Source organism: Rathayibacter agropyri (genome assembly GCF_013249015.1).
GTDB classification, from domain to species: domain Bacteria; phylum Actinomycetota; class Actinomycetes; order Actinomycetales; family Microbacteriaceae; genus Rathayibacter; species Rathayibacter agropyri.
On record NZ_JABRPL010000001.1, the window covers coordinates 494,008 to 508,465 of the forward strand.

Consider the following 14,458-nt stretch of genomic DNA (forward strand, 5'->3'; position numbering starts at 1 on the left):
GCGACCGCGGCGACTCCGCCAGATGGGCTCCGTCGGATCGAGGCCAACCCTTTCAGTGGTGCCGACTTCTACGGATGTGATCCGGGCAGGATTGTCGACGCCATTCGTCGCGTCCTGAACGCTGCCGATAGCACCCGAGCTACCTGATCTGGGACCCGATCAGCCATATCAGAGGTGCCGGTGCTGACCGTTGTCGTCCCTCACCAGCACTGAGAAGTCAACGACGAGTTGGGCGATGTGCCCATGAGTGTCAAGGCCCCAGTACACAGGGTAAGAGCCGTCGCCCCACCCGGAGTCGCAGGCAAAGCCGATGTTTGACCCCTCGAGTGGGAATTGCGTGACCGCTGGCCGTGTGGCGTCGTCCAATGCCTCGTATGCCGTGTTCTTGTCTCGTGGAGTCATGGCCGAGTAGGCGGCAAAGTCGACTATGCAGATGCATCCATGATCGACGCCGACCGTATCGTTCTCCTCGCCCACCGGATTGGCGAGGTTCCACGAGACTGGTGGGTTGTCGTTGAACAGCACCCGCACGGCGGCGTTGCGACCGAACGCGGTGACCCGATCAACCGGGTAGGTACCTGGGGGGACGGTGCGGGCGAGTGGGCGGGTGTCGTCGTTATCCCAACCGAAGTCCCACACCGAGAGCACACCACTGCTGGTGGTGAGTTCTCCGACTCTGGAGACCTGGGTCTGAGTGACCTCCCCGTCATCGGGGTCGCAAACCTCACGATCCGTGAAGTTGCGGATCTCGTCTATGAACGCTTCATACTCCGGCAGTGGAATGAGGGCGGCGTCTGCTGCGCAATCGCGTTGTCGTGTGGCGATGGTCGCGGCATCAACGAAGGGGAGCGCCGGGTCGCTGTAATGCACCACGATGTTGAAGATCTTAAAGTCTCCGTCTTGTGCGTGCACAACGTACTCGTGGAACCGTCCGTGTGTGCCGTCGTCGTTCCCGAAAAGCACAAAAGTGGTATCACCGTCCGTCTCAGAGCGAATGTGCTCCTCGGGCTTCGATGCGTACTCAGGCCGGCTGCCAAAGCTTCCGCCGAGTTCGCAGGCGGACGTGTCGGTGAAATGATGCTGCTTCACCGGCTTCAGCAGGTCTCGCCACTGCGGGAAGAAGACCTCGAACACCTCATCTCGCTGCTCTGCGCGAGCATGCAAGGGGCCGGCGGCCTTCCACTGCTCCTGGTAGTCGGCCAGAAACCGTTGCACGCGCTCCTCAGGGCTCTTGGCGGGTTTCGGCTGCTTCACTTTTCTCCATGGCGTCCACACGATCGCATGCTACATGAAGTCGAAGCCAAGGACTGTACCTGCAGGGCTAGATTCTAGCTAGGTCGTTGACTGTAGGGTGGGGGTGCGCTAAGGTCCGCGACGTGTCTACGCGATCTGACCTGCTCGCCATATTGCGCAGTCTGCCGGGAGTGCTGTTTATTGAGCCAAGTCGAGAGATCTTCGACCAGAGCGAGCTGCACGAGTCCGCTCGCCTTCTCCGTCGAAGTCACGGTCTTGGGGAGCATTATCCGTACATCGGATGGCACCGCCAGCAGGATTCCTTCAATAAGCGGGGCGAGTTAACCAGGCCGCAGTGGGTGTATTTCGGTGGCGATCGATCACTAGTGTCCGCGGCGCTGAACGCAGTCGTGGGCTCAGGGTTCGTGGTTTCCGGTGGGAACAGCGATGACGAGCCGTTTGTCGTGTTCCACGATGCGAGGCCGCTCGGGACGAGTGCCGATCAGTTGGAGGCTTGGCAGCGACGACTCGCCGTGCTGCTCGCACCTGGCGATGTGGAGCTCAGGCCGGGTGAAGAGGACGAACTGCGCGCAGTTCTTCGCGGGCCGGAGCTCGCTGAGGTGCACGCCGGTGCGGCACGTGCGCTGCGTACCAGGGCACTGTTGACGCACGATGATCTCGCCATATTGCTCGCACCCAGCACGCTCTCCAGGCTGGAAACCACCCGAGAGCTAGGGTCTCCGCGCACCGAGCTGTCTTACACGCTTGAATATGCGTTCGAGACCGGTTACCCCGCCGCCGCTTCGGTGGTCGCCGGGTTGGCCCGGGAAGGCCGCGCGGATGCGGAGATCCTTCGCGCTTGGGGTGGAGCGGATGCTGTTCGCGCCGCCGCCGAAAACACGTTCGCGACCGGGCGCGATGCGAGTACATATTTTGATCTCGTCGCGATGCGGGGCGAAGACCCGGTGGCCGCTGCCGTGGCCCTTGCAGAGCGGCGCCGGGAGGCTGCACTGGTCCCGCCACTCACCGAGGACATCGTCTGGGCAATCGAGGAGCTGTTCGCTACGCCACACGAGCCCCGCGGTGCGTCGTCACTCGCCGCGGTGCGTGATGACCGATTGCCCGCCTGGATGCGGGCGCGGATCGCCGACGTGCTCACCAGGGGCCCGAGAACGCCGGATGAGAACAGGGCACAGTTGGCGAACGGGTACGGCTGGGCGGCGGAAGTGACGGAGGCGTGGCCCGGAGCGGTCGACGAAGCGCGCCGAGATGCAGGCCTGCCGCCGAGCCCCGGATTCGATGTCTCGAGCACGTTCGCTCACAAGTCCGTCATTGAGAATCGCGAGTATATGCTCCGGGTTCACCTCGACGGAATGCGGGCTGCGCTGCGTGATGCTGCTCTGAACGAGCCAAGTGCTGCCGTACTTCTCGAGATCGTGCATACCGCGGGTGCTCTCACCTCCGACGAACTGGACGTACTGCTCCGCGACTGGCGAAAGCGCCTCTTTGTTCGGCCAGACACTTACACCCCGGCACCACCGGCCGTCGTCACGCTGGCGATCGCCGCGCTTGAGGCTGGCCTCCCTGAGGGAGCAACGATCACGAGCGCTCTGCGGGGCGACAAGCGTAAATGGACACAGAAACACCGGCTCGCGGTCATCGGTGCTCGTGACTCGGATACCGAGACGGAAGCGCTACTTTTTCAGCAAGAGGAGCAAATGGTCGGTGGCGACCGTGGATCTTTGCACATCCGTCACGCGCTCGTACGGGTGTCCGCCCGCCGGCGCGGCATCGACCCCATCCAGTGCGCAGCTGAACTGCTGCTCGCGGCTCCTGCACATCCCGCGTACCTCGCTCGCGACTACGCAGCCATTATGATCGCACTGGCCGAGCCGGGCAGTGCGCTCTGGGCACACTCCTTCCGCGACCGGTCCACGAACGCCTTGAAGGCGGCTCTCTCCGTCGCCGATGACGATTCTCTCCCGATCCAAGCCCGGCAGGTTGTCCTAGACCTCGCACAAGAGACCCGCGTACTCACCGATCCTAAACGGGCGGCCAGCCTCCCCCATCCCGTTGACATCACCCGCCTGCAGAACGATCTCACACGGATCCAGCACAAGCTCCACTCCACCGGACCCGACCGAATTGAGCAACGACGGAGATGGTGGCGACGCCGCTAGGGCGTGTCACTGAAGCCTGACGGCGTGCTCGCGGTGTCCGTTTCGTTGCATCGCGTTCGGCTGGAATGGTTGCACGACTCTTGCGGATCAGGCGGCAATCATTGCCCGATCGGGCTCGAGATACTGGCCAACGGCTTTCACAAGCCGAGTTCGTTTAGGCGGCAGAAGGTCAGGGTCGTCGAAGCTATCGTGAGACACGTCGAGGTCTCTCGGATGGCTGGCGTAGGAACCTTCATCATCGGAAGACCTCAACCCCGTTCCACGCTCCGACGCACCAACCCCACACCCGTACGGCTACACCCTCAACTGCAAAGAGCCTTCAAACCTCCGATGAGTTCGCGTAGTTTCGCTTCCTCGTTCGGCAACGCCTTATCGAGCAGGCGCTTGCCTGCCCGGTCCATCGCAACCGTGTGATGCTCGCCCTTGCCGACATCGACACCAATGAACACATCGACGCTGATGTATCAAGTGATACTCGTGGGTGCAAGCCGAGACGGCGCTCGCGGGGACGCGGCAGAGCAAGACGAGGTGGTCGATCCGGCCGACGACCGCGGCAGTCGGGCGCTCGGCGGAAAGCAGCGGGGCGGCGCGAGGCGCGGCGGCGATCGTGAGCGGCGCAGGAATGCGCGCCGTTCCCCGCCGCTCGCGTCAGGCATCGGGCACGGTCGTCTCCTCCGCGGTCGGCGCCCCGCCCGTGGGACCGGCGGGAGCGGGCCCAGCACCGGCGGCCTCAGCAGCCTCCGGCAGCGCGATGGCCGCAGGTCCCTCCGTCACCAGCCGGTGGAACTCGGCCGCGGTGATAATCCGCAACCCCAGCGCCTCGGCCTTGCCCAGCTTGCTGCCCGCGCCGGGGCCTGCGGCGACGTAGTCGGTCTTCTTCGACACGCTCGAGCCCGCCTTGCCGCCGGCGGCGAGGATCGCCTCCTGGGCGCCCTCGCGGGAGTAGCCCTCGAGGCTGCCGGTCGCGACGACCGTGAGGCCGGCGAGGACACCGCCCGCGGCGTCGGCCGCGCCCGGTCCGGGGTGGCCCGGAGTCGCGAAGCGCACACCCGCAGCGGCCCAGCGCTCGACGATCTCGACGTGCCAGTCGACCTCGAACCAGGCCAGCAGCGCATCGGCGATGATCCCGCCAACGCCATCGACAGCCGCCAGCTCGTCGCGGCTCGCGGCTCGGATCGCGTCGAGCGAACCGAAGTAGCCGGCCAGCGCTCGGCCCGCGACCGGACCGACGTGCCGGATGCTGAGCGAGACCAGCAGGCGCCACAGCTCTTTGGTCTTCGCGCGCTCGATGTTCTCGATCAGCCGCAGGGCGTTGGTGGAGGGCACCGAGACGGCATCTCCCTCGAAGGCGCCAGCCGCCGGATCGAACGCGCCGTCCTTCGCCGGCTGGCGCTTGCGCTTGAACGGGGTGACCACCTTCGGCTCGCCGTTTGCGTCGAGCTTCTGCAGCCCGGTCTCGGAGTCGCGGACGACGACCTCGATCGGGAAGACATCGGCCACCGTGAGCTCGAACAGGCCTGCCTCAGTGCGCAGTGGCGGATCTGCCGGGACGAGCGGCTGCGTGAGCGCCGCCGCGCTGACCTCGCCGAGCGCCTCGATATCGAGCGCGCCACGGCTGCCAATGTGCTCGACACGACCGCGTACCTGGGCGGGGCAGGACTTCGCGTTGGGGCAGCGGAGATCGACGTCGCCCTCCTTTGCCGGCGCGAGGGTCGTGCCGCACTCGGGGCACTGGGTCGGCATCACGAACTCGCGCTCGGTGCCGTCACGCAGCTCCACCACCGGGCCGAGCACCTCGGGAATCACATCACCCGCCTTGCGCAGCACGACCGTGTCGCCGATCAGCACACCCTTGGCTCTGACGACGTCGGCGTTGTGCAACGTCGCCTGACGCACCTCCGAGCCGGCGACCCTGACCTTCGTCATCTGCGCGAACGGAGTGGCGCGGCCGGTGCGCCCGACGCTCACGACGATGTCGAGGAGCTTCGTGTGCACCTCCTCGGGCGGGTACTTGTAGGCGATCGCCCAGCGCGGGGCCCGGCTGGTGGCGCCGAGCTCGCCGTGTAGCTCAAGCTCGTCCACCTTGACGACGACTCCGTCGATCTCGTGCTCGACGCAGTGCCGGTCGCGCCCGTACTGCTCGACGAACGCGAGCACCTCGTCGACCGACCGAAAGACGCGGTTGTGGGCGCTGATCGGCAGGCCCCAGGCGGCGAGCAGGCCGTAGACGTCGGACTGCGTGCCCACAGGCGGGTCGGGCCAGGCGCCGATGCCGTGGACGTAGAGCGCGAGCGAGGACACGCGCGCCTCGCCGGCGCGCAGATCGAGGCCGTCCTTCTTGTCGAGCTGCTGGCGGAGTCCTCCGCTCGCTGCGTTTCGCGGATTGGCGAAGGTCGGGAAGCGGCGCAACGCGCTCAAGCGGGCCTTCTCCTCATCGAAGTCGCCGCGCGTGCCGACGGGGCGGGCCGACCAGCGCGCACGCCATTCCTCGACCGCCTCCTCGCGCAGCCGCTCCTGCAGCGCGTTGAGTTCGGTGAAGGCGGCCACGGGGATGAACACCTCGCCGCGGACCTCGACCAGTGCCGGATGACCTTCGCCGGACAACCGCTCGGGGATGCCTGCGACGCGAAGCGCGTTAACGGTAACGTCCTCGCCGATTCGGCCATCGCCGCGGGTTGCGGCGGTCACGAGGCGGCCGTGCTCGTAGTGCAGCGAGATGGCCAGGCCGTCGATCTTGAGCTCTGTGAGCCAGGAGATGGGACGGTCGGCCGACGCGACCGTCTTCTCGCACCACTCGCGCAGCTCATCGGGCGAGAACACGTTGTCGAGCGAGAGCATCCGCTCGGCGTGAGTGATGGGGGCGAGGCCGGCGCCGACGACGCCGCCGACTGTCTGCGTCGGTGAGTCGTCTGCGGCAAGGTCGGGATGCTCGGCCTCGAGGGCAGCGAGTTCGAGGACGAGAGCGTCGTACTCGGCGTCGGCGAGCGGGGAGGAGTCGGCCGCGTAGTACGCGTCGCTCGCGGCGCGGATGCCCGCACGCAGCTCGTCGACCCGCTGGGAAGGATCGACGACCGCGTCGCTCATCCGAGCACCGCCGCGGGATCGGCGGCCACCGTGCGGTCGATCGTGCACTGGCCGAGCACGCGCGTGCCCAGGTAGACGACGGCCGTCTGGCCGGGGGCGACGCCGTCGAGCGGCGAGTCAGGAGTGATCACGAGTTCCACACTGCCATCGACCTCCGACACCACGGCCGAGGCCGGGACCGGATCCGCGTGCGCCCGGATCTGCACGTCGCAGCGGAACGGCGTCGTCGCGTCCTCGGGTGCCGCTCCCGTCCAGCTGAAGCGGGCGCCGGCGATCTGCCCGATGCGCAGCGCCTCCCGCGGACCCACGACGACCTCGTTGGAGACGGGACGCACCTCGAGCACGAAGCGCGGTCGGCCGTCGGGGGCCGGAACGCCCAGGTGCAGCCCGCGCCGCTGTCCGACCGTGTAACCGTGCGCACCTTCGTGCGAGCCGACAACCGCTCCCTCACGGTCCACGATCGCCCCGGTCTCCGGCGCCACCCGCTCCGCCAGCCAGCCCCGGGTATCGCCGTCGGGGATGAAGCAAATGTCGTAGCTGTCCGGCTTGCTTGCGACGCTGAGACCGCGGCGGGCCGCCTCCGCCCGTACGAGGGCCTTGGAGGGGGTGGAGCCGAGCGGAAACATCGAGTGCTCGAGCTGCTGGGTGGTGAGCACGCCGAGGACGTAGGACTGGTCCTTCGCCTCGTCGCTCGCGCGGTGCAACTCAAGCGAGCCGTCAGCGGCGGTGCGGAGCGAGGCGTAGTGGCCGGTGCAGACGGCATCGAAACCGAGGTCGAGCGCCTTCTCCAGGAGCGCGGCGAACTTGATCCGCTCGTTGCAGCGCATGCACGGATTGGGCGTGCGGCCAGCCGAGTACTCGGCGACGAAGTCATCGACCACGTCGAGCTTGAAACGCTCCGAGAAATCCCAGACGTAGTAGGGGATGCCGAGGACGTTCGCGGCCCGCTGAGCGTCCATCGAGTCCTCGATCGTGCAGCAGCCGCGGCTCCCGGTGCGCAGGGTACCGGGCATCCTGCTCAGCGCGAGGTGCACGCCAACGACCTCGTGACCCGCCTCCACCGCGCGCGCCGCGGCCACCGCCGAGTCCACTCCACCACTCATCGCCGCGAGAATCTTCACCGTGCGAGTCTACGTTTCGCACTCGCGAGGCACGAGCCGAGGCAGGCGCCGAACGTCAGAGGGAAGGCAGCACCGCGCGGCTCGACAGTCCGGCCCGCGCCGCCCGCGCGTAGGCGGGAGGGAGCGCGGCGAGCAGCGCGTCGACGTCGGCGTCGCTCGACGTGTGCCCGAGCGTCATCCGAAGGACCCCGCGCGCCTCGTCCTCGCTGCGGCCGAGCGCGAGGACCACATGAGAGGGTTCGGGGATGCCCGCTGTGCAGGCGGAGCCGGTCGAGACAGAGACACCCGCGCCGTCCAGCAAGAAGAGCAGGGAGTCACCCTGGGCGCCGGGGAACGCGAGGTGCGCGTTGTTCGAGACGCGGCGGCCGGAGTCGAGCGGCGGACCGGTCAGCGTCGCTCCCGGCACAGCCGCGAGGGCGCCGATGACCAGCCGGTCGCGCAGGAGGGTGAGGCGACGGGTCTCGCCGGGGAGTTCTGCCTCCGCCTCGACCGCGGCGGCCGCGAACGCCGCGGCACCCGGAACGTCCTGGGTGCCCGAGCGCACGCCGCGCTGCTGGCCGCCTCCGTGCAGCACCGGCACCACACGCGCGTCGCGCGCGAGCATGAGGGCGCCTGTGGCGATCGGTCCACCGACCTTGTGGCCCGACACGCTGACGGCGACGAGCCCCACGCCGCCGCGCGAACCGGAGGCGCGGCGCACCTCGTCGATCCGCAGCGGCAGGTGACCCAGGGCGGCGACCGCGTCGAGGTGCAGCGGCACGCCGGCGCGGGCGCAGACCTCGGCGAGGGCAACCACGGGGTTGATCGTGCCGATTTCATTGTTCACCCATAGCGCGGTCACCAGGGCAACGGAGCCGGGATCGCGCTCAAGCGCCGCAGCGAGCGCGTCTGGCTGCAGAGTCCCCTCGGCGTCGAGCGGTAGCCACTCGATGCTGGCGCCCTCGTGCTCGGCGAGCCAGGCGGCACTATCGAGAGTGGCGTGGTGCTCTCCCTCGGCGACGAGCAGGCGCGTGCGGGAAGGGTTCTCCGCGCGCCGCTGCCAGAACAGGCCCTTGATTCCGAGATTGATCGCCTCGGTCCCTCCCGCGGTCAGGACGACCTCGATGGGCTCGCAGCCGAGCACACCGGCGAGCGCCGCGCGCGCGTCTTCGAGTCGCCGTCGTGCTTCCTGACCCGAGGCGTGCACGGAAGAGGGGTTGCCGAGCTGCGCCGAGGCCTGGGCGAACGCGGTGAGAGCAGTGGTACGCAGCGGCGTGGTCGCGGCGTGGTCGAGGTAGATCATGACAGCCATTCCTCCCGCGTCAGGGGCACGGAGGAGGCCGGTGCCCGTCACTACTGTAAGTCGCATGACCTCTCACGATCCCCTGGCCCGGCTCGGCGTGAGCGTCGGCGATCAGGGCGGGGAGTTGCGGGTCTGGTCGGACAGCGCGAGTGCCGTCGACCTCCTCCTGTATGACGACAAGGACCCGGCCTGGATCACGCGGACCGTTCCGCTCGCCCGCGACGATGACGCCGTGTGGTCCGTGCACTCCGAGCTGCTGGTGCCCGGCCGCCGCTACGCCCTTCGCGTCGACGGCCCGAGCGGACCGCGCCACCGATTCGACCCCCGGCGCGCCCTGCTCGAGCCCTACTCGAGGGGTCTGCACCGGGTGGCTGAGAACGAGTGGCGCTCGGTCGTCGTCGACGACGCGTTCGACTGGGGCGCCTCCTCCCGCCCGGGCACGCCGCTGGCCAGCACCGTGATCTATGAGGCGCACGTGAAGGGCCTGACGAAGCTGAACTCCGCACTCCCCGCGGAGCTGCGCGGCACCTACGCGGGCCTGGCCCACGAGTCGACGATCGCTGCCCTGCTCGATCTCGGGATGACGGCGGTCGAGCTGCTGCCCGTGCATGCGTTCGTCTCGGAGCAGCGGCTGCTGCGGCAGGGCCTCACCAACTACTGGGGCTACAACACGCTGAACTTCTTCAGTCCGCACGCCGCGTACGCCTCCCCCAGCGCCCAACGTGGCGGGCCGAGCGCGGTGCTGCGCGAGTTCAAGGGGATGGTGAAGTTGCTGCACGAGGCCGGCCTCGAGGTGATCCTCGACGTCGTCTACAACCACACGGCGGAAGAGGGTCCCGGCGGTCCGATGTCGAGCCTGCGCGGGATCGACGACGCGGGCTGGTACCGCCAGACAGCACAGGGTCACTACGTCGATGTCACGGGCTGCGGCAACACGATCGATTTCGGCCGGCCCGCGGCGCAACGGCTGGTCCTCGACTCCCTGCGCTACTGGTCCGGCGAACTGGGGATCGACGGCTTCAGGCTCGACCTCGCGGCCACGCTCGGCCGCGACGAGAACGCTCACTTTCACCGCGACCACCCGCTGCTCCGGGCCGCCGTCGAGGATGCAGCGCTGGCCGGCGTGAAGATGATCGCCGAGCCGTGGGACGTGGGCATGGGCGGCTGGCAGACGGGTAACTTCCCGGCCGGCTGGTCGGAATGGAACGACCGCTACCGCGATCGGGCGCGGAACTTCTGGCTCTCGGACATCGACTACGCCCGGCGCGCGGGGACGGCACCCGTCGGCATCGGCGGATTCGCGACGCGGCTCTCCGGCTCCTCCAACACCTTCTCGGCCGAGCGGGGCCCGCTCGCCTCCGTCAATTTCGTCACGGCGCACGACGGCTTTACCCTTGCCGATCTTGTCTCGTACACCGTCAAGCACAACGTCGGCAACGGCGAGTCCAACCGCGACGGAGCCGACACCAACCGCTCCTTCAACCACGGCTTCGAGGGCCCAACGACCGACGAGCGGATCACCCTCGACCGCCGAAAAGCGATGCGCAACCTGCTCGGCACTCTGCTGCTCTCGGCCGGCGTCCCGATGCTGACAGCGGGCGATGAGACCGGGCGCAGTCAGCGCGGCAACAACAACGCGTACTGCCAAGACTCTGACCTGACCTGGCTGCGCTGGGAGGGCCTTGCTGACTGGCAGCTGGCGCTGCGGGCACACACCCGCACACTCCTCCGTCTCCGCCGCGAGCATCCGGCGCTGCGGCCCTCCCGCTACGGCCGGGGCGAGGAGGTCACGCCGGGAGCGAGCAGCATGCGCTGGTTCGATGCGCACGGCCGCGGCATGTCTGACGAGGACTGGACCTCGGCCGCGCACCGGACGCTGCAGTACCTTGCGGCGTCGACGCACGTCAACGGGGATCCCGACCGGGTGCTCCTCGTCGTGCACGGCGTGGAGCAGGACACCACGGTCGTGCTCGCGGAGAATTCGGGCGTCACCGGCTACACGCGACTGTGGAACAGTGCGGAGCCGGAGCCGCTGGAGCACGGCGAGTCCTTCGCGGCAGGCCAGGTCATCCGCGTGGCCGCGACGTCGATGCAGCTCTTCGTGGCGCACGGGTCGGCTCCGGAGCAGGAGTTGGCTCCGGAGCAGGACGCCTGATGTCGCGAAACGGACCGGGGACTCCCGCGACGGTCGCGCTGACAGCGGCGGGCCTCCCTTTCCTCCCGCGGGAGTACCGCCACGACCCGTCGATGACGAGCTACGGGACCGAGGCCGCCCAGGCGCTCGGCGTGGAGCCGGAGCGGGTCTTCAAGACTCTTGTGGTCGATGTGGATGGCGAACTCGTGGTCGGCATCGTGCCGGTGACCGGCTCGCTCGATCTCAAGGAGCTCGCCGCGGCAGTCGGTGGCAAGCGCGCCGTGATGGCCGACCCCGCACTCGCGCAGCGCCGCACCGGCTACGTACTGGGCGGAATCTCGCCGATCGGCCAGCGGACGCGACACCGCACGGTGCTCGACGAGACCGCCGAACTCTTCGACACCGTGCTCGTCTCGGGCGGTCGCCGCGGTTTTGACATCGAGCTCGCCCCCGCCGACCTCGTCGCCGCGACCGGCGCCCAGCTCGCGCACCTCACCCGCTGACCCGCGCGTCGTCGTCCCTCCCGCGAGATGCCACTGTGCTCACGTTCTTCCGCGTGTCGCGTACCCAAGTGGTATCTCGCGGAGGGGGAACCGGGTTAGGTGGCGGCGGCGGTGAGGCCGAGTTCGGCCGGGCGGGCGAGGAGCGGGTGGCGGGGTACCACGCGGACGGTGTAGCCGAAAGGGCCGCTGCGGTCGAGGGTCAACACGCCCGCGTACGGGACGCGTCCGACCGCGTCGGCAGGGACGACAGCGCCCGCTTCCTCCGCCACCTCGAGCTCGTGCCGACGCACCGAGGTCAGCGAGCCGTCGGCGGCTGAGGTGCCGTACACCACTTCCACTGTGACGTCGGCGGGCGAGAGTTCGCCCAGGCGCACCCCCGCGCGCACCGCGAGCCGGTCGCCGCGCTGCGGCACTGCGTCGATCCCGCCCGATTCGACCGAGGCCACAACGACGCCCGGCCAGCCCGCACGGACCCGGCGCTTCCAGGACGCGAGCTCCTTCGCCGGCTCGAAGTGATCGTCTGAGACCGCGCGCGCTGCCTCCGCCGCCGGCTGGTAAAGGGCCGCGACGTACTCGCGCACCATCCGCTCGGCTGAGAGTGTGGGCGAGAGTGTCGCCAGAGTGTGGCGGATCGAGCGCACCCAGCGGTGCGGAACGCCGTCGTTGTCGCGCTCGTAGAAGCGCGGCACGACCTCGGATTCGAGCAACTCGTACAGCGCGTCGGCCTCGAGCGTGTCGCGGGCCTCGGGGTCGAGGGCGCGGTCGGAGGAGGGGATCGCCCAGCCGTTGTCGCCGTCAAAGTACTCGTTCCACCAACCGTCCAGGATCGAGAGGTTCAGCGAGCCGTTCAGGGCCGCCTTCATCCCGGAGGTGCCGCACGCCTCAAGCGGTCGCAGCGGATTGTTCAGCCAGACGTCGGTGCCTGGGTAGAGCAGTTGAGCCATCGCGATGTCGTAATCGGGCAGGAACACCATGTGCCGGCGGATGTCAGGCTCCTGCGCGAAGCGAACCAGCTTCTGGATGAGCCGTTTCCCCTCCTCGTCCGCCGGGTGCGACTTGCCCGCGATGACGATCTGGATCGGGTGCTCTGGATGAGTGAGCAGCGCGCGCAGGCGCTCAGGGTCGTGCAGCATCAGGGTCAGGCGTTTGTAGGTGGGCACGCGCCGTGCGAAGCCGACCGTGAGCACATCCGGGTCGAGGATCTGGTCGAGCCATGCCGGCGGTGACCCGCCCGGATTTTGTTCCTGCCAGGAGCGAGTAGCGCGTCGACGCGCGTCCTGCACGAGCTGGTCCCGCATCGTCCGGCGGGCCCGCCAGAGTGCGTCATCGCCGAGGTCTTCCGAGGCCCAGTCGGCCCGGGTCGTGTCGTCGGTGCCCAGCCGATCCCGCGCCAGTGCCCGAAGAATCGGGTCGGTCCACGTCGCCGCATGCACCCCGTTCGTGATCGAGCCGATCGGTATCTCCGCCGTCTCAAAGCCGGGCCACAGACTCGCGAACATCGACCGGCTCACCTCACCGTGCAGGGAGGAGACGCCGTTCGAGCGCTGCGCCAGGCGCAGACCCATGTACGCCATGTTGAACGCGGTGCTTCCGGAGTCGCCCGGCTCGGCTCCCAGCTCCAGGACGTCCTCGACCTGCACCCCGGGCAGCAGCTCGGTGGAGAAGTACCGACCGATCAGCGCCCGGTCGAAGCGGTCGATACCCGCAGGCACAGGGGTGTGCGTGGTGAACACCGTGCTCGCTCGCACCACTTGCAGTGCCTGATCGAAGTCGAGCCCTGCGCCGATCAGGCCCGAGATGCGTTCGAGCCCCTGAAAGCCGGCGTGGCCCTCGTTGGTGTGGAACACCTCCGGGACCGCAGTGCCCGAGACCTCGGCCCACAACTCGAGCGCGCGCACGCCGCCGATCCCGAGCAGCAACTCCTGCAGGAGACGGTGCTCGCTCTCTCCCCCGTAGAGACGGTCGGTGACCGAGCGCAGCGCGTCCTCGTTCTCGGGGATGTCGGCGTCGAGCAGGAGCAGCGTCACCCGGCCAACCTCGGCACGCCAGACCCTGGCGTACAGCGCCCGGCCCTCCGGCAGCGCGAGCACGATCCTGGCGGGCGACCCGTCGGCGCGCCGCACGACGCGCAGCGGCAGGCCGTCCGGGTCGAGCGAGGGGTAGGACTCGAGCTGCCAGCCATCAGCCGAGAGGCCCTGCGAGAAGTAGCCGGAGCGGTAGAACAGGCCGACTCCGATCAGCGGCACACCCAGGTCCGAGGAGGCTTTGAGGTGGTCGCCCGCGAGGATGCCGAGCCCACCGGAGTACTGCGGAAGCGCCGCGGCGATGCCGAATTCCGGCGAGAAGTAGGCGACTGAACGCGGTACCCCCTCCGCCAGCGACTGGTACCAGCGCGGCTCGGTGCGGTACCGCTCGAGCTCGTCGCGCAGGCGCCATGCCTCATCGACGAAGCCCTGGTCTCTGGCGAGTTCGGCGAGGCGCTCGGGGCTGACCGCTCCGAGCAGCGCCGTCGGGTCGGCTCCGCCACGACGCCAGAGCTCGGGGTCGACCCGCTCGAACAGGCGCCGGATGGGCTCGTGCCACGCCCAGCGCAGGTTGCCAGCCAGCTCGCCCAGAGCCGAGAGCTCGGGCGGAAGGACAGAGCGGACGATGAAGCGGCGGATCGCCTTCACGGCACCCCTCGACTCTCTGCGGACTCAGGAGAGACGGTCGCGGAGCACCGTCGCGGTCGCGCTCGGTCACCCTAGCGGAGCGTCCCGGTCCCCGATCGGCTCCGGCGCGGACTGTTCGCACGGCTCCGGGAATTATTCGCACAGCTCCGCGGGCGGGCGCAAGCGTCGTGTGCGCGCGGTCGGCGATCGCTACTGTCGTGACGTGGCTCAGTTACCTTTCGGCAAGGCTCCGCACGGCAAGGACGCACG

Annotated in this window: 8 protein-coding genes and 1 pseudogene; 3 read left to right on the plus strand and 6 right to left on the minus strand. The window is 68.7% G+C overall.

Features of this window, described 5'->3' with window-relative positions; translation table 11 throughout:
• Positions 1-168 precede the first annotated feature (168 nt).
• Positions 169-1,275, minus strand: a complete 1,107-nt coding sequence (locus HRF29_RS02300; RefSeq protein WP_222929574.1) for a DUF4241 domain-containing protein — start codon at positions 1,273-1,275, stop codon at positions 169-171.
• A 344-nt stretch (positions 1,276-1,619) separates the two neighbouring features.
• Between HRF29_RS02300 and HRF29_RS02305 the strand changes: the two genes are divergently transcribed.
• Positions 1,620-3,413 carry a hypothetical protein gene (locus HRF29_RS02305; protein ID WP_173244049.1) on the plus strand — a complete coding sequence of 598 codons (1,794 nt, stop codon included), beginning with the start codon at positions 1,620-1,622 and terminating at the stop codon, positions 3,411-3,413.
• Between the two features lie 317 nt (positions 3,414-3,730).
• Here HRF29_RS02305 and HRF29_RS02310 read toward each other — a convergent pair.
• The 4 genes and pseudogenes from HRF29_RS02310 to HRF29_RS02325 form a co-directional block, all read right to left on the minus strand.
• Positions 3,731-3,874 (minus strand): annotated as a pseudogene (locus tag HRF29_RS02310) (IS110 family transposase); the annotation flags it as partial.
• 187 nt (positions 3,875-4,061) lie between these two features.
• Entirely contained in the window at positions 4,062-6,497 is a 2,436-nt protein-coding gene (gene ligA, locus HRF29_RS02315; protein WP_173244052.1) for an NAD-dependent DNA ligase LigA, read from the minus strand.
• Positions 6,494-7,618, minus strand: coding sequence for a tRNA 2-thiouridine(34) synthase MnmA (gene mnmA / locus HRF29_RS02320; protein WP_173244055.1), 1,125 nt, complete (start codon positions 7,616-7,618; stop codon positions 6,494-6,496). The genes ligA and mnmA overlap by 4 nt, the downstream gene beginning before the upstream one ends.
• 55 nt (positions 7,619-7,673) lie before the next feature.
• Positions 7,674-8,900, minus strand: coding sequence for a cysteine desulfurase family protein (locus HRF29_RS02325; RefSeq protein ID WP_246226578.1), 1,227 nt, complete (start codon positions 8,898-8,900; stop codon positions 7,674-7,676).
• Between the two features lie 64 nt (positions 8,901-8,964).
• Between HRF29_RS02325 and glgX the strand changes: the two genes are divergently transcribed.
• Positions 8,965-11,055, plus strand: coding sequence for a glycogen debranching protein GlgX (gene glgX / locus HRF29_RS02330; protein ID WP_173244061.1), 2,091 nt, complete (start codon positions 8,965-8,967; stop codon positions 11,053-11,055).
• On the plus strand, positions 11,055-11,537 hold the full coding sequence (gene ybaK, locus HRF29_RS02335) for a Cys-tRNA(Pro) deacylase (RefSeq protein ID WP_173244064.1): 483 nt from the start codon (positions 11,055-11,057) through the stop codon (positions 11,535-11,537). Before glgX ends, ybaK begins: the two co-directional genes overlap by 1 nt.
• A gap of 95 nt (positions 11,538-11,632) precedes the next feature.
• On the opposite strand, the gene glgP is transcribed toward ybaK, so the two are convergent.
• Positions 11,633-14,209, minus strand: coding sequence for an alpha-glucan family phosphorylase (glgP, locus tag HRF29_RS02340; RefSeq protein WP_173244067.1), 2,577 nt, complete (start codon positions 14,207-14,209; stop codon positions 11,633-11,635).
• Positions 14,210-14,458: the final 249 nt, after the last annotated feature.